We start from the raw sequence: 15,836 nt of genomic DNA, 5'->3' as shown, positions 1-15,836 counted from the left end.
GGCTTGCAAGCCTTTTTTAATTTCAGCCTTTATCATGTGCCTTCAGCTCCCGTTTCTTAGCCAGTTCGTCCTTCCTGGCCAGGTATTCGTCTTTCGTCATGCGGCTTATGCTTACCAGGTCGTGGCCGTGGCGCTCAATTTCACGTAGCAGCTGCCGTATACCCCTGGCAGGAAGCGGCTTTATCTTGGTCTTTACCCTCGGCTTTGGCTGCTGGGGGTCAATGCGTTGCCGGTACTTGACTTCGGCGTATTCCCGTATCATTCATGGGCCGCCCCCTCCATGTTTCTGATATATTTCCGCAATTCTGTAGCAGTTTGTTCGTACTCTACAGCCCTTCTTGCAATAGTGGCCAGGAAGCTTAAAGGCGGGTCTGTTACCGTTCTATAAGGTGCTTTTTTCACGATACGGCAGCCCATTTCTCTTACTTCGATTAAGCCGGTTTCTTCGGGTATTTCGTTCGGGTCTACTAGACCGGCTGGCGTTACAAAATAAAATTCATTGGATAGTTCCAGCCCTTTTTGTCTCTTTTCAGGGTTACGCAGTTCATGTAAAAAGTCGCTGCGGCTTACTTTAATTTCATAGCATCTACGCATCATGCCCTTACTAGGCCAAAGGTTAATTGCCCAGGCATCAAAACGCTGTTCAGATTTTGGGCCATAACCTGTACCAGCCCGTAATTCTTCAAAAAAGGCCCATTCTCTACCAGCAGGCCCGTGGTATCTTCGCAGGGCTTCTAACACTTCTGCTGCCCTCATTCCCCTGCCCCCTTCTTCACAATCCATACCTGGCGTTTCTGTCTGCCCCATTCCAGGGCTGTGTCCAGGTCGTCAAAATATAAGTCAATGTGCCGGCCATTTACGCCCCCGCCCTTGTCCTCTACGATTCGTTCTCCCAGGCCTTCTATGTAGACAATCGTTCCTGGCGGTAGTACGTCCCAATCGGCGGCAATCGTGCGGCCCTGGGCTACTTTCGCGCCGGTTGCGGTTATCCCGTAGCCTGGTTCACCTGGGCGCTTTTGGGTGGATTCATAGCCGGCGGTGAAGCCTGTTATAGTAAACGTCCCAGCATGTATCCTAGTAATTGGGCTACGCTTGACACTACCGCCCCTACTAGCCAGCCTTTGCTGAAAGCTGTTTTCTTGTCTTTCAGCAGCTTTTGAATGTAAGCCGCCTGGTGGTTGATTACCGTTTGATCGGCTTCCCGTAGGCCCCGTTCCTGTTCCAGCTGCCGGTGCAGCGTTTGTACTTCCGCTGCCAGGTCTGCTACTTCTTTCAAAATGCCCATTCGTTCCATTCCCTTCTTGCTCCCCATTGGCGCTCGTAGTGGCTTGTCGTGGTGCTTGCGGGGGGTCTTGTATTTTTTCATGGTCATACCCCAGCCCCCAATACGTGGCTAGGTAGAAGGCAGCCCCGACAAGCACCGCCCCTACTGCTAGCTGTTTTTTCATTCCGGCCCCCTTAATGCGTTCCTGGCAATTTCCCCAAAGTACCCTTCTGCGTCTGCCAGCTTTTCCAGGGCTTCTGTGTAAAGCAAAAGCTGATTGTTCAGCCTGTAGGTTGTTTCTTCCGCATCGTTCCGCTGCTTTCGCATTCCTTCCAGCTGCGCCCGTAGTTCCTGGTTTTCCCTGTCCAGTTCGTCATACATGCGGCCCAGGCCCAGTACTGTGTCCCGCAGCCGGTTATTCTCTTTGGTCAGGTATTTCAGCCCGTCTACGGCTTCTTCCAGGGCCATAGCGTTCCAGTCGTACCCGTCAGCTGCGTCTATGGTTTTGCCGTATTTGTCGTAGCCCTTGTCGTCCTGGGCGTCTACCACTCTGGTAAACAGGTCAATCACTTGCTGGGATACCTTCGGGCGTTCGGTCAGTTTTCTTTCCACGGTGCTTCCCCCCTAAAAACCTACTTTGCTGCGGTACACTTGCAGGGCGTCTACCATTCGGCTAAATTCCACCCGTACCGCCTTCATGCGTTCTTCTACCATCTGTTCAGCCAGGCTCTTTGCCATGACTTCTGCCATACGTTCGGCCAGCTTCCTTGCCTTCTGTGCCGCTAGCCGTTCAATTTCTTCCTGGGTCTTTTGCGCTTGTGCCGCCGGCAGCTTGCTTGATAGCCATTCTTCGGTGCTAAATGGCGGGCAGCCGTAGTTACATGAGTACCGGCGCTTTATTACGCCGTTACTTAGCTGGCCGCTCTTTATCAGTTGGGCCGTTCTTCCGCAGCTGGGGCATTTCATACGCTATTCCCCCCGCTTTATTGGCCCGTGGCGTTGATCTCGCCGTAACGGACTGACTACCCAGGCAAGTACCAGAGGGTTAAAATCCCCTGGCTTGTGGTTCTTCGGTTGCACAGCAATTACACCGACCACCCGCCCCTTTGGGTTCTTTTGTCGTAGGGTGGCAAGCCGTACCCGTGTGATTGGTTTCATGGTTTTGCCCCCTATTCTGACCGGTTGATACTTGCCTGGCTGTTGAAGCCGTCGGGGTATCGCTTCCGCAGCTTTTCAATGTTGGCCGCAGCCACTTCTTCCAGGGTCGTTCCCAGCACTTCGCAGCCCAGGGCGATATACCAAAGCTGGTCGCCCAATTCTTTAGCAAGGGCCTGCTTGTCCAATTCATGGCCCTGGTGCAAATGCTTTTTAATCATGTCAGCCACTTCCCCAGCTTCACCCGCCAGGCCCAGGGCCACGTTTGTTAGCTGCTCTTTTTCATCAAGCGCCTTGTTCGCTGTGACAAGCGCCAGGCGTTGGTATTCATTCAGATTCATAATGGGTTCCCCTCTCGTTTGTTGCGTTTCGCAACAACATAGGTATAAGAAAACAAGCCTAAAAGGGATTACGATACCCTTTTTTGCTCAAGCCATTTATTTACGTCCATCTTGTCGCCCCAGCTGTATCCTACGCTGGGTTCCGCTTCTACCGGTACTGGGAAGTCGGGTATAGGCGGCTGTTCCATAATGCCCTTGATAAAGTCTTTTGCCCGTTCTACTACGTCTGGATCATCGTCCATTTCAAAAATGATTTCGTCATGGATTTGGGCAATCATATCGGTATGCCCGTGTACCAGCGTCAGGCCTTCCAGCGCTGTGGCTTCTGCCATATCAGCCGCCAGGCGTTCAAAGTATACCGCTGTGTCTTGCCCAATTTTGTCATACACCTGGTTCTGGCATTTCTTCATAACGTCAGCTGCCGTACCTTGAATCGGCGTATTACCGGCCCGTCTTTCGTCACTGCCCCTGTCGTATCGGTTGGCACTGTTGATATGCGGCAGCATACGAATGTAGCCGTAAATCGTGTTCACCCATCCTTGTTCCCTGGCTTGCAGCACAATTTCCCGCTGGTACTTAGGGATATGGTTATAGGCTGTCTTAACGGCGTTGACTACCTTAGCGCAGTAGTCCAGGGTTTTCCTCATGCCGTAGTCTGTCTTGTACGTTTTTTGTAGGCTGTGTTCCGTACCGCCGTAGGCAATTCCAAAGTTTGCGGGCTTGGCGTCCGTCCGTTCCACTTTGGTTACTTCTTCTTCGGGCTTGCCGGTCAATTCGGCAGCCGTTTTGCGGTGCATATCCCCGCCGGTGCGGAAAATCTCAATCATTACTGGGTCGCCCGACTTCCACGCCATGATACGCAATTCAAAGCCCGAAAAGTCGATAAAGAACATGATTTTGCCAGGGCCAGGAATGTAGAAGCTGCGTATTCTAAATTCGTCATTGTCCAGGCGTGGCACGTTCTGGCCGTTCGGGTTGAAGCTGTTAAGGCGGGCCGTTTCTGTCCACGGGCTATACCCTGCGTGAATCCTGCCGCTTATTTCGTTCAAGTACTTTTGCCGGCCTACAATATGGCTGGAAAGCAGCGTAGTGTACTTTTGAATCTTGTCCATTTCGGCAATAAGGGCCAGGGCAGCATCTTTGTATGGGTGTTCCTGGCGCTGCGCTATCCGTACTGCGCCCCTGGTTGCTTTGTCCAAGTTCGGGTCTTTGTCGGGGTCAATGTTTTCCCAGCCTGGGGGCAGCTCCACCGCTAGGTATTCTTCTTCGTCCAGGCTTACCAGCTTGTTTTCGAGCATAAAACGCATATCTATCAGCGCTTCTTCGTCCAAGCTGGCCCCTGTCTTGCCCCACTTGGCCGCCGGCACTTTCATAAGGTCGAAAAGAACGTGCTTCACATCCCCTGTTTTGCCGGTCTTGCCTGGGTTTATCTCAATCCCGAATGTGTCCCTAGCGATTTGCTTAATGCGTTCTGCTGCGGCTTCCTGGGCGTTTTCCGCTTCCTGGCGGCGCTGTTCTGCCAGTTCCTTGTTCCAGGCCATGCCCCAGTATTCCATAAGCCCTATAACACGGCTGAATGGCATTTCGATGTTGTGCAGCCATTCGCTGTAGTTCTTATTGGGGCAATCTTCGGGCAAGGTAATCTGTTTGGCTACTTCATCCCAATACAGGTAATGTTGTAGGCCGTAGTCGCTGTCCTCTGCGGAATATACCAGCCCGTCCCCCTGGCTAGCGTCAATTTCGTCAAAGAATTGTACGCCGTGTTTAGCAAGCAGCTTTTGGAAGTCGTTCATTTCTACGCCGAATATGTTTTTTGTGGCCGGCTTCAAGCCCCAGCCGCTTGCCGGCTTCTTCGGGTCTTTGATTTTTTGCGGCGCTGCCACTTGCAGTACCCGCACCCACATTACCAATGGGTCAGCTGCTGGCATCAGAATATACTTGGCGTATTTGGTTGCGTACTTCGTTTCAAAGCTAAGGTTTACGGCAATCTTCATTACCTGGTCATTTCTGAAAATCATTCGATCAAGCGTATCCATGAACAGCTTGCGGGCTTCGTCCCTGGATAGCTGCGGTTCAAACACCTTGCCCTTTTTATGGCTGATCGGTACTACCCTGGCTTCGTGCGGTGCTGCGGAAAGGGAAGCCGTACAAATTTCGCCGCGCCACGGGTCAAGGGGCGACTTTAGAAAATCTTCCAGCTTGGACTTGTGTTCGGCTTCCAGGGCCGCCAGCTGCTTGTTCAGTTCCTTTATCTCGTCCCCGTCACTTGAAGCATCATACACGGCCTGTACCGCTGCCTTACGTTGCTCCCAGTCTTGTAACCAGGTAGCAAAGCGCTGGCGTTCTGCTTCACTTGCTGCGGTTTCCCAGTCAAAGCTGCAAAGCTTGGTTTCAATGCAGCGCTGCAAGTAGGCTTCCAGGTCGGCCAGCGTCAATATGGCTTGGTAGTCCTTCATTTTCTGCGGCTGCACTTTTGGCCAGATAATGTTAAACTGCCCTGGCTTCGGCTTTGCTGCAAGTTGAGACTGCATGTTTTGGGCTGTTCCCGCCGGCGGCTGCGGTGCGGGCTTTGTCGGCACTTTTGCTAAGGTTTTAGGGCGTCCGAATAGTGAGCCTAATTTCATTTCCCTACCCCCTTCACTCTTTTTCTACAAAATGGGGCGTCATACAATCGGTGCAAGCTACTACGCTTTTCGTTTCTGTCACCCTGTAAAGCCCTATAAAGTTTTTACAACCGCATTTCTTGCATGTCATTTCCCCAGCCCTCCTAAAAATCTTCGTTGATATTATCGAATAGGCCCAGTTCAAAGCACTTACCTACATAGGCGTTAAACCGTGGCGTCTTGCGGTAGCCGCCGCTTGTCATTTGTATCATTCGCATTTTGGTAAGGCGCTTAATGAGTTCCTTTATTTCTTCTTTGTCCACGGCTAGCATTGCTTCCATATCACCCAGGCGTAGGTACTTCTGCTGGGCAAAAAGCTTGATGAAGTCAAAGAATTTGCTGTCATTTTTCAGCCAATCCATGCCCTTTAGGTTCGCCGTGATTTTGTCGTACAGTTCTTCGGTCATTTCTTCTTCCCGAATGGCAAGGCGGGCGTAGTAGTTCAAGCCGCAGCCTGGGGCGTTATACAATTCCTTCAAATAGGCACCGATAAACTCCACATGCCCAGGCCATACCTGGATACGTTCGCCCGATTCGTCCACGCTGTGCGTAAGGGCTGCCAGGGCCACCGCAAGGCGGGCCACCTTGTTACGTTGGTCAGACGGTGACACCAGCGGTACGTCTGTGGCGTTCCCGTAAATCTTGGAAAGTTCCGTGGCCACTTCCAGGATTTTTTCTATGGTATCGTCCGTAAAAATCACATGTTCGGGCTTGCGTGACCAGGCAAACAATATAGAATTTTTCAGCGCTTCGGCGTTGATAAAGCTAGGAAAGTGGCCCAGCTTTTGGTTGTACTGTTCGGGGTCAACGTCAGACGAACGCAGAAAGGCTGCAAAATCAAACCGGCGTATATCCTCATTGTTGAAAATGTCCTTTAGCACTTCCACGCCCTGGCCATAGTTGGCCAATCGTTTACCGCCTGGGGGATTCCCCGACATAACGGCCCGCACACGGCAAGGCGTTTCTGCGGTTACTGCCTTTTTTACTTCCAGCTTCCCGTCCGAACGGGCGAGGGTCATTTCCCCGTATTCGTCCTTCTGAATTCCGGTATCTTCGTCAATCCATATAAGCTCTTTGTCTGATAGTGGCCAGGCCCCCCACACGATGTACCAGGCCCCGCTTGAACCGGTCTGCTCCATTTTATAGGTCAACCCTGTACGGCTGGTACTTTCAGCGTTTACCCGCGTCCCCAGGCCTGTGAATTTCATTAGCTTGTCGATCATTTCGCTTTTACCTGTCCCCGTGTCGCCCACTATCTTAAATTCGAGCCAGCCACGTACCGGCTGGGTGTTCCAGGGGACATTAAAGCGCAAAATGCTGTGGTAGGTGAGCAGTACGCCGAGAAGGGCCTCGTCCCGTTCCACGATATGGGTTACATTGTAGGTCAGGTCAGCGCATAGGGCGGCTAGCTTTTCTTCAATGGCTGCGGCGCTGTAATCTGCTGGCTGGAAAACTGCCAGCTGTTCCCTCACTGCATCCGTCAGCTTGAAGCTTTCTACCACGTCTTGCAACGGCTTGGCGTCCTGTACCAGTATGGTAGCTTCCTGGGTCTTCGGGTGGGCGAATACATAGCCGGTGATTTGGTAGTATTTGTTCTCGCTGATAGGCAGACTTCCCACGGCGTATACTTTACGCAGCACGTACTTGCCTTCGTTTACGGATTCTTCGGTGATTTCCTGCCCGTTTTCGGCCATCGGGATAACAAGCATTTCAACAATGTTTGTCTGCTCCACCACTTCGGTATTGTACTTGGTGCAGTTTGGGATTCCCGACAATTCCCGCAGGATTCCCTTGATGTTGTCGTCCCCGCTGCCGGCCATCTGAATGAGTTCCCTATCATTTACGCCCAGGTCTTTATACGCCGTACCCGTTGGAATATCGAATAAGGGACACCAGTATTTTTTGCAGCCCTTCCGTCCCCAGCAGTGGTACTCGATTTTGGATGGTACGATGTATGGCGTAGCTCGCATACCTGCTACCATTACGTTTGTACGTACCATGGTGTTAGCCAGTTCAGCGTTTCCCGTCTGCGAAAGGTGCAGCGTTTGTACATCCTCTTGCGCTACGTTTTTCTGCTTCACGCAAGGGCAAAGCGCACCGGAGCAGGCCACCCGATCATATTCTTTTTGTCCTGGGGTCTTTTCCCCATGCAGCGAGCGAATGAAGGCGCAGCCGAATTTGTATTCATTGTCAGGGCTGAATACGGCGTCTATTACGCTGCGGGTGTTCGCTACCCGCTTTTCTACTTCGTACTGATTTTCTGCGCTGGTGTGCTTACGTACCCAGGCTTCCAGGGCGGTTGTGGTTTCTTCCTTGCTGTGGCCAGCGTCCTTATAGTAGCAAGCCAGCTGCACCGTGGCCTGGTTTCTGTCGCCTTCCTTCTTCCATCCGTTGTTATAAATGTCTTGTACGCATACAGGCGGCTGGCCCTTCTTGAAGGTGTATTCTTCCTTCTCGTAACGGGCAGACGCCGTAGCAGCTGCTTGCTGGTATTCCTTTAGCTTGTTTTCGTACAAGTTGTTCGCCTGTACCCGTAGGCCTACTGCGTCTTTTCGTTCCTGGGACGTAAACGGCAATTCCCTGCGTGGCTGCTGGGCCATTTCCCTGATTTCGTCCAGGCTTAGGGTTTTCAGTTCTTCTATGCTTAGTTCGATCTTGTGCAGCTTGGTTTTTTGGTGTACCGAATTAGGCAGCCGCAGCATACGCCGGCTTGTGTATACTACCAGGTCAAGCGCTGTCAGTTGCAGCCGGTGTACCAGGTAGCCTGCAATATGCTTGAAAATCTTGTGCAAGTCATTACGGGGCGTAATCCCCAGCGCTTGCGAATTGATAAGGATATGGAAGCCTTTGCTGCCACTAAAGTACACCCATACGTCTGTAGGCTGTACGTCCAGTTCTTCGGTGAAGAAGTCTACCAGCTTGATAGCGTCTGCCTGGCTTATCGCTGGGTTTTGTGCGTGGTCAAGGTCAAAGTATAACGGTGCTATGTAATCTTCCCCGTCTACCCTGTCCTGGCTTGCAAAACGCTGGACAGTGGCAAAGCAGTTGAAGTTAAAAGCTTCTTCCTGCTGCCAGCGTGGTACGTCTGTGGCTTCAATCCGCTGCCACGGACTACTTTTTCCATGAACGTCTGTAAACCAGGCTTCCACGTATTTGTATTCTGGCTTGCTGCTTCGTGCCATGTTAAGCCTGCCCCCTCTATCAGATAAAACAAAGGCCGGCCCATAAGCCGGCCCCCGTTAAAAGTAGTCTTATTCTTGTGCTGGTGCTTCGTCGGTCGTGATTCCAAAATCAGCTGGATTGAACATGCCCACGGCCAGGAAGGTAAGGCCAAGCCAGCTTTGGGAAGCGTTGCTGCGGCTCTTTTTATCTTCCGTGGAAAGGCGGGTAACGATTTTGTTAATACCGGTACGGGCAGGGATTCCAGCAGCTTTTCCTTTACCCTGGAAAATCCCCATAGCCCAGCGTCCGTACTCAATCGTTGCGGTAGGGCTGAAAGACATAAGGTAAACCTTCGGGAAGTCGTCTTTGCCCAATGTTTCCACCGGCACTACGTAGGCCATGTAGCGCAGTTCAATGTCTTGCAGGCTGTAGCGTTCAGCAGCTTGCGGGTTTTGGGCCAGCCAGTCAGCTAGGGCAGCTTCGGCGTCAGCCAGTTCCTTTTCCGCAACAATCAGCATACCTTCTTCTGGGCTACCTTCCAGGCCCCACAAGCTGTAGCGCTTTTCACCCTGACCAATTACTACGTCAATCGAATCACCGTAGCATACGTTCGGGTCGTCCTTCTCAATGAAGCGCCCTTTCTTGTCCAGTACCAGCCAGTCCCCGACACGTACAAAGTCCATATCCAGCCCGTCATTGGCTTCCTGGAAGCTTTGTTTCAAGTCATTCAGTACCATCGTGATGTAGTTAGCGCCGGCGTTTGAAGCCACTACTGCTGTATTTCCTTGTACTACCAGGTCTTTGTTTTCCGTTGTCATTCCGTGTTTCCCCTCTCGTTTTTAGGAGTGATTTATTTGATGAAGGCGATTAGGGCCGCCTTCGTTACCCACGGGTGTTCTCGCCTAGCAATTTATCCAGGCTGTGTTTGAAGTATGGGCGTATCAAGTCCCACACCGCGTAGGCGTACTGGGTAATTTCATCCTGGGCGTCATGCTTCGTTCGTTCAGATATGAAGAAGGCGACACCTTGCAGGCTGGCTGTCCAGCGCCATACGGTATACATGAAGTACATACTTGGTAGGAATCCCCTTGCCATTTCGGGGGCTAAACCCTGGGCCATAGCTGCGTTATACGCCAGCATACCGTCCTGTATATTGACTTTCAGCATGTGGGTGAGTGCGTGGCCTTTATCTGCGGGTAACGGTTCACCGCTGCCCTGCTTCATGTTTTCGGGTGCGCTGCGCCACTCTGTCGGCCCAGGTACGTACCATTCGGGTTCAAGCGTCACGTAACGGCGGCTTGCTTCGTTTCTGGCTGTGATCGGAAATTCCCTAAACTGGTCGGCCCCTAATGGAAGCCATTGAACGGCTGCCTTTAGGAAGTCAAATACTGTTGGGGCTATTTCCTTTGGTACAGCTACGCCTACCAGTTCTGCCGTATCAGGGCCGTGTTCCCAGCCCACCCGATATTTAAACCATTGACGGGCAATCATAAAGGGCGCTTTGACTTCGATAGTTACGGTAGCGTGTCTGTACGGGCTGGTGTGCGCTTCCCTGGCCAGGAAGTCCAGCAGCCTTATGTCCGCTTCATTCAGTTGCTGGCTGGCTTTCATAAAGGACGCCCTGGCTGCATTTACGGGGCTAAGGTCGCTACCCATTATGGGGCTGATTCCGATTGTCCCCAGGTTCGTTTCTGCCAGGCTCACGTAGCCCTTGTCCAATACGCTCACTTTCAATTTCCTTCATCCTTTCTTCCAGCAGGGCTAGTATGTTTTTGTGTACTTCCTCTATGCGCTTGGCCCCAATCCCCTTAACCTGTTGCATAGCCTTCGTTACCGTGTCCTGTAGTTCCATGCAAATTCGCATATTTGCGTAATGCGCCCCATCAGTCCAGCCGGTGTTGTATGCTTCCTGGGACACTTGCTGCGCTTGTTGCGGCGTAAGGTGGGTCTTTCTCGCCTGGCGTTCCGCAAGCCGCTTTTCATGGCGGCGCTGCTTACGGCTGCTACTCATGCTTTCACCCCCTCAAAATCGGTGTAATTGTGGCGAAACGCAACAATACGGGCCTGCTTTTACCACGGCATACTGCCTAGAAAATCCTCAATCATTTGCTTTTCGGTTTTGGGTTTACGTGGCAGCGTGATTCCCAGGCGCTTGTAGACGCTGCGGCGGCTTTGGTACTGCGACTGGAATACGCCTACGTTGTAGTCCACATAGTCAAACCATACGGCTTTTTTGTTCGGGTTGTTTGGGTCGGGCCGCATGATTCGGCCTATCTCCTGTTCAACGGCTGCCCCGTTCTTACTGTCGCTTGCGTCCCCACGTTTTGGCATGGCCATATGGCCTACGGTTAGGTGGGGCATGTCCAGGCCTTCACGGGCCAGCTGCGTTGCAAAAAGAATGTCAATCTGTTTCGCCTTTGCCTGGGCCATGATTTCGGCCCTCTGTGCGCTGGTTACTTGCCAGCCAGCCATTTCTTCATCCGTATACTGGGCTACTCGTACTTCCCAACGGCTTAGGCGGTTGTTATACCGGTATTCTTCTGCCAGGGCTTCCCTTACCAGGTGCTTTGCATTGGATTCCGTACCAGCAGCCCGCCAGGTGTATTGCGATATGCCCCCATGTACCACGGCCATTCGTGGCACTACGCCGTACCGTTCCTTGGCAAGCTTTTCTACCAAGTCACGCAGCACGTAGCAGTAGCGTACCGATTCGGTAATGACTATGCTGTGATTCCCTGCGGCGTTGTCCAGGATACTTTCAGCTACCAGCTTGGCCCTCTTTTCATCGGCTATTAGGTCTTTGATAAGGCCCGTGTAGTCCATATCTTCGCCACCGGCGTCTACGTTGTCGTTTTCGTTCCTGTCGCTGGCCGTGTCCTGTGAAAAGTCGGTATAGATAAACCTTACTTCTGGCTTCACCAGGCGGCCCGTTTCGTAAAGCCCGTCCCGCTTGATTTCGTACACCTTCGCCCCTACGCCTTTGTAAAGGTACATATCCATTTTGTCCTTACGGTCAGGCGTGGCCGTTACCCCCAGCATGTTCACTGCTGCAAAGCGTCCCGCTACATCAATGAACGCTGGCGCTGGGAAGTGGTGCGCTTCGTCTATCACTACCGTACCTATCAACGGGTTAAGCGTTTCTATCAGTCTTTCATTTCGCTGCAAGGTCTGAACGGTTGCTACAATCAGCTTACCGCTGCCCCATTCCTGTTTTCCGTCCCCCAGGATTCCGACACGGCCCACGCCTTGTAGCGTTTCGTAGGCCTTTTCTACGCTTTGGTTAAGCAAGTCCACAGTATGAGTCAGCCAAAGGGCCGGCTGCTTCATTTCGTAAATGTAGCGCATTCCCATTACCGTTTTACCGCTGCCCGCCGGTGCTACCAGTACACCGCTGCCGGCTTCTACCGCAGCTGCTACGGCTGGCAGCTGGTCGTCTTTCAACTGGTACTTTGCGTTCCACGGCCCAAAGTCTACCGGCGCTACTTCTGTCTGCCTAGTGACTGTTACCTTTTTCGGGTCGATTCCCAGGCCCCTTAGTATGCCGCTCAATTCGGGCAGGAAGCCCCTGGGCGTTACAATGTCGCCCCTGTCCAGTACGTATAGTTCCAGTTTACGGGGCAGGCCGTACACTGGCTGCCGGCGCTTAATCTTTTCTACCACGGCTGGGTTGTCAAAGGTCAGGGCCTTTGTTACCGCAGCTCGTAACGGGGTTGACGCCCCCCGTATGCGAATGTTGTGGGTTACAAACACTTGAAGCAATCCAGTACCCCCCTTAAATCGAATGTTCTTTCTGCGGCTTCCAGGCGGGGTACGGCTACGGCCCATTTCCCATTCCATGCCTGCCTACCTGGTAACTGCAATTCTCGCAGTTCGTCTAGGCTGATAGATACCCGCCCTTTTTTCTTCATGTATTCCAGGGCGTATACCAGGCGTATTGCGTAGCACTCGTCCAGGTCTTTGTTTGTGTCGTAAAAGCTTACGAATACCAGGCCCACGTTCCGCTTGATAACCTGGTCAAAATCTACCAGGCCCTGTATTTGGTTAGGCCGCAGAAAATCCAGTTGGAAACTACTCTTTTTCGTGCGCTTGTGTTCAGCCAGGATATTGACGCCTTCGGCTATCACCAGTTCGTCAGCTGCCACGCTGTTGCCGCCCCCGTCCTTTAGGCGTATACGCCATAGGTTCGGCAGCAGCCGCCAGCTGCGGCGCATTTCAGCCTGGAAGTCGTCCCCACGATGCTGCGCTTCCTTGTTTTTATTCCGTAGGGCCATCTGCTTCTTGTCCACTAGTAGGCCCACCCACTACCTGCATACTGGGCCTCGTATTTTGCACGACAAGCAGGGCATACTCGATTTGCAAATGCCAGCCCTACAGTAGGGCCTATCGTGGGACATTTCTCGCAGTGTTCCAGGCCGGACTTAATGTAGTCCCAGTCGTAAACCGTAGGTACTTTTACAGACAGGCGGTCTGGCCCCCAAACACATACACTCTGGTCGTATCGGTTGGCCCTGTTGCGAGCGTAAACCACGGCGGTAAAGCCCTCTTTTCCCAGCCTGGCGGCCGTTTCTACGCTTTCGGTTTCGTAAATCGGCTCTATATCCCAGCCATCGGCTACCGCAGCGTCCCGCCAGGCTTTTACTTCTGCCAGGTTCATATTTCCGGCCCCCCTTACCCCTGCTTCGCCATGAAGGTAAGCATGGCTGCCTGCAAATTCGCCTTTGCCTGAATTGCGTCAGATGCCGCCTTCACGGTCTGCCATTTATCGCTTGCCTGGTAGTAGATCACTTCCAATGCGTTAATGTCGGCTTCGACCAGGGCCAGGCTCTTACGCTGTTCCTGGCTGGCCATCTTGCGGTACGCTTCCCTGGCAGTTTCGTTGGTCAGGTACACTTTTTCGCCACCTGGCATTTCGGCGTAGGCGCTTTTTCCTTCGCCCTTGATGTTCATGATGGCCTCCGATTCGGTCAGGTCAACGTCCGTTTTCAGCGTTGTGCGTTGCTTCACCAGGTCGGCCTTGTTGCCGTAGGCTTCTTCACGGGCCTGGCCGGCGTTAATCACGTCCTGGGCCGCAGCGTCAAGCTGCTGTAGGGTCATTTGCAGTTCTTCGGGTTTAAGAATGTTGATATACATGGTCATTTTATTTGCCCCTTTCGGATTCGGTTGAATGGTTTCACTACCAGGAAGTGGCCGCCCGTGAAAGTGTCGTCAAAGGCCTGCTGTATCGTGTACGTGCCACAATTCGGGCAGCTTATCTTACTGGTGAAGTTTGAGTACCAGCGGAAGCCCATAGCTTCCAGCTGGTCGTCTGTTTCGGTTACGTGGCCACAATGCCCGCAAGTGTAGTGCTTCATATCGGCCGTTCTCCGTACCATTTCTCAAGCATTTCTAGCGTTACGCCTTTATCCACCAATGTTTGAATAGCTTTCATTACTTCTTCGTCTTTCAAAATATCGCTATTCATTGCAGCCCCCTCCTAAACTACTTGCTGTTCGATTTTTGCCAGGGCCAGCGCCACTACTTCGGGCGCTATGCTTTCCCGTTTGGCTATCATTTCTACCATCTGTTCCACGTTCACGGCTACCGCTTCGCCATCGTTCCCCTGTATCAAGGCGCTAAACTGTTCCATAGCGTATTGCCGCTTCTGTTCGGCTTCCAGGCCGCTGCGGTCAAGTATTTGGCTGCCAGGCTGGGCGCTTTCCAGGGTGATTGCTTCCAGGTCAAAGCCCTTCTCGTAGTTTTCGGGGTCTACTGTGATAAGGGCCGCCTGTATGGGCCGTTCCATTTCGGTTACACTGGCGCTTAATCGGGTCAGGCTGCCCAGGTTTACAAACGTCCTACCGTCCTGCCGGTGAAATATTCCAAAGCCGGTATGGTCATGGCCGCAGAATACTACGTCTGCTTCCGTTTCTACTTCTTGTACCAGCGTGTAACGGTCAAAGGGCGGCGTATGGTCAAGCAGCATACCGTGGCTTACGTGAATCTTGAATAAGTCGCTGCGTTCCGCTGCTTCCCCTTCGGGGCTGTACCCGTAGCCGGCTACGTCCATCTTGCCGCTGTACGGCGTAAAGGTCAGCTGTACCAGGTCTTTGATTACTACCGCTTCGCTAGGGTCATTGATTACCCGCAGCTGCGGTACGAGCATTTCCAACAAGTGAAGGCTGGTACGGTAGTACGTTTCCAGGTTGTAGCTTGGTAGGTCATGATTGCCGGCTGTCGTAAAAATCGGTACAGGGCTTTGTCTGAACAGGTTGACAAAATCCAATAGTACGGCAATTGATACTTGGTAGCTGTCGAACACATCCCCAGGGCAGATAATTGCGTCTACCTGGTGTACCTGGGCCAGCTTGAAAACTTCCTGCATCTTTCGTTTTAGGGCTAGCGTGTAATCGTCCAGGCGGTTGCGTGGGCTTGTCCCCCTGGCGTGAATGTCGCCTACTTCCAGCAGTTTCACTACCATGTTGCCGGCCCCCCTACGCTTCGTATGCGTAAATATCGCCGGTTTCCTGGTCGATGTTGTAGCCTGGTTCGTAGTCGGCGTCCAGGTTCAATTCCGCTTCAATCTTCGCCCAAAGCGCTTGCTTACGGTCATTTAGGGCCTGTTGCTTCGCTTCAAATTCTGCATCCACATTTTTGTGCGCCGCTTCGTGTGCTTCCGCAGTTTCGTCTACTTCCTGGCCCCATGCTTTGTATTCTTGCAGCAGCGCTTCGCTTACCTTACCTACGTGGCGCTTCTGTTTGTCTTTGCCGCACTTACCGCAAGCGCAGCCGGTTACTTCCACCGTAACCAGGCCAGTGATAGGGTCAATTTGGTGCTTTGCTTCCCTGTCCGTTACGCCCAGTTCGTCATAGGCTGCGTCCCAAAGTTGGCGCTTTTGGTTCATAATGTCGTCATGCTGCGCCTTAAATTCAGCGTCAAACTGCGCTTGCAGTTCGGCCATACGTGCGTCCATACGGGTTTTAAGGTCTTGCTTTGCTTGCTTCCAAGCTACGTAACGCTGGCGCAGCCCTTCGCTTACCGTGCCTACTTCCTTGCGGTCAGCGCCGCCAAAGATACCTTCCAAAATTCCAGCCAATGCTTTAACCATTTTCGTTTACCCCTTTCGTTATGGCCCATTCGGGCAGTTCTATATGATTCTTTTCTTCTTTGCACCTGTAGCAGTAAAGCTTTTTAAGATGGTTGGCAGGCCTTCCTTGGCCTTTTGGCCGCCAGATGGTAAACACGTTCCCACAATCGGGGCAAATAAGGCTGGA

The 15,836-nt window shown here is 52.4% G+C and carries 17 protein-coding genes; all 17 read right to left on the bottom strand.

Features of this window, described 5'->3' with window-relative positions:
* Positions 1 to 22: 22 nt before the first annotated feature.
* Positions 23 to 262, bottom strand: a complete 240-nt coding sequence (locus tag JOD01_RS14040) for a hypothetical protein (RefSeq protein WP_204518948.1) — start codon at positions 260 to 262, stop codon at positions 23 to 25.
* A complete protein-coding gene (locus JOD01_RS14035) occupies positions 259 to 756 on the bottom strand; it encodes an NUDIX hydrolase (protein ID WP_204518947.1) in 498 nt (165 codons plus the stop codon). The genes JOD01_RS14040 and JOD01_RS14035 overlap by 4 nt, the downstream gene beginning before the upstream one ends.
* A complete protein-coding gene (locus tag JOD01_RS20055; RefSeq protein WP_420829090.1) occupies positions 753 to 950 on the bottom strand; it encodes a 3D domain-containing protein in 198 nt (65 codons plus the stop codon). Before JOD01_RS20055 ends, JOD01_RS14035 begins: the two co-directional genes overlap by 4 nt.
* A gap of 98 nt (positions 951 to 1,048) precedes the next feature.
* Positions 1,049 to 1,372, bottom strand: a complete 324-nt coding sequence (locus JOD01_RS19720; RefSeq protein WP_237716679.1) for a hypothetical protein — start codon at positions 1,370 to 1,372, stop codon at positions 1,049 to 1,051.
* A 72-nt stretch (positions 1,373 to 1,444) separates the two neighbouring features.
* Complete coding sequence (locus tag JOD01_RS14025; protein ID WP_204518945.1) at positions 1,445 to 1,876, bottom strand: hypothetical protein; 432 nt, start codon at positions 1,874 to 1,876, stop codon at positions 1,445 to 1,447.
* 12 nt (positions 1,877 to 1,888) lie between these two features.
* The gene (locus tag JOD01_RS14020; RefSeq protein WP_204518944.1) at positions 1,889 to 2,230 is read right to left on the bottom strand and encodes a hypothetical protein; all 342 of its coding nucleotides are present in this window, start codon (positions 2,228 to 2,230) and stop codon (positions 1,889 to 1,891) included.
* A gap of 203 nt (positions 2,231 to 2,433) precedes the next feature.
* Complete coding sequence (locus JOD01_RS14015) at positions 2,434 to 2,760, bottom strand: nucleoside triphosphate pyrophosphohydrolase family protein (RefSeq protein ID WP_007785671.1); 327 nt, start codon at positions 2,758 to 2,760, stop codon at positions 2,434 to 2,436.
* A gap of 68 nt (positions 2,761 to 2,828) precedes the next feature.
* Positions 2,829 to 5,384, bottom strand: coding sequence for a bifunctional 3'-5' exonuclease/DNA polymerase (locus tag JOD01_RS14010; protein ID WP_204518943.1), 2,556 nt, complete (start codon positions 5,382 to 5,384; stop codon positions 2,829 to 2,831).
* A 143-nt stretch (positions 5,385 to 5,527) separates the two neighbouring features.
* Positions 5,528 to 8,605, bottom strand: coding sequence for a DNA primase small subunit domain-containing protein (locus tag JOD01_RS14005; protein ID WP_204518942.1), 3,078 nt, complete (start codon positions 8,603 to 8,605; stop codon positions 5,528 to 5,530).
* A gap of 69 nt (positions 8,606 to 8,674) precedes the next feature.
* Complete coding sequence (locus JOD01_RS14000; RefSeq protein ID WP_007785665.1) at positions 8,675 to 9,403, bottom strand: hypothetical protein; 729 nt, start codon at positions 9,401 to 9,403, stop codon at positions 8,675 to 8,677.
* Between the two features lie 64 nt (positions 9,404 to 9,467).
* Positions 9,468 to 10,196, bottom strand: a complete 729-nt coding sequence (locus tag JOD01_RS13995; RefSeq protein ID WP_239565458.1) for an FAD-dependent thymidylate synthase — start codon at positions 10,194 to 10,196, stop codon at positions 9,468 to 9,470.
* 37 nt (positions 10,197 to 10,233) lie between these two features.
* Positions 10,234 to 10,596, bottom strand: a complete 363-nt coding sequence (locus JOD01_RS13990; RefSeq protein WP_204518941.1) for a hypothetical protein — start codon at positions 10,594 to 10,596, stop codon at positions 10,234 to 10,236.
* 59 nt (positions 10,597 to 10,655) lie between these two features.
* Positions 10,656 to 12,344 (bottom strand): DEAD/DEAH box helicase, encoded by a 1,689-nt coding sequence (locus tag JOD01_RS13985; RefSeq protein WP_204518940.1) that lies wholly within the window; start codon positions 12,342 to 12,344, stop codon positions 10,656 to 10,658.
* Positions 12,326 to 12,871, bottom strand: coding sequence for a Holliday junction resolvase RecU (locus tag JOD01_RS13980; RefSeq protein WP_007785657.1), 546 nt, complete (start codon positions 12,869 to 12,871; stop codon positions 12,326 to 12,328). Before JOD01_RS13980 ends, JOD01_RS13985 begins: the two co-directional genes overlap by 19 nt.
* Before the next feature lie 382 nt (positions 12,872 to 13,253).
* Positions 13,254 to 13,721, bottom strand: a complete 468-nt coding sequence (locus JOD01_RS13975; RefSeq protein ID WP_204518939.1) for a hypothetical protein — start codon at positions 13,719 to 13,721, stop codon at positions 13,254 to 13,256.
* A gap of 337 nt (positions 13,722 to 14,058) precedes the next feature.
* Positions 14,059 to 15,042, bottom strand: a complete 984-nt coding sequence (locus JOD01_RS13970) for a metallophosphoesterase family protein (protein WP_007785646.1) — start codon at positions 15,040 to 15,042, stop codon at positions 14,059 to 14,061.
* 13 nt (positions 15,043 to 15,055) lie between these two features.
* A complete protein-coding gene (locus tag JOD01_RS13965; RefSeq protein ID WP_204518938.1) occupies positions 15,056 to 15,670 on the bottom strand; it encodes a hypothetical protein in 615 nt (204 codons plus the stop codon).
* Between the last annotated feature and the right edge of the window lie 166 nt (positions 15,671 to 15,836).

It is taken from the genome of Brevibacillus fulvus, from assembly GCF_016908525.1.
GTDB lineage: Bacteria > Bacillota > Bacilli > Brevibacillales > Brevibacillaceae > Brevibacillus_G > Brevibacillus_G fulvus.
Note: the sequence above shows the minus strand (reverse complement) of the source record. Positions and strands in the feature narration are given on the sequence as shown.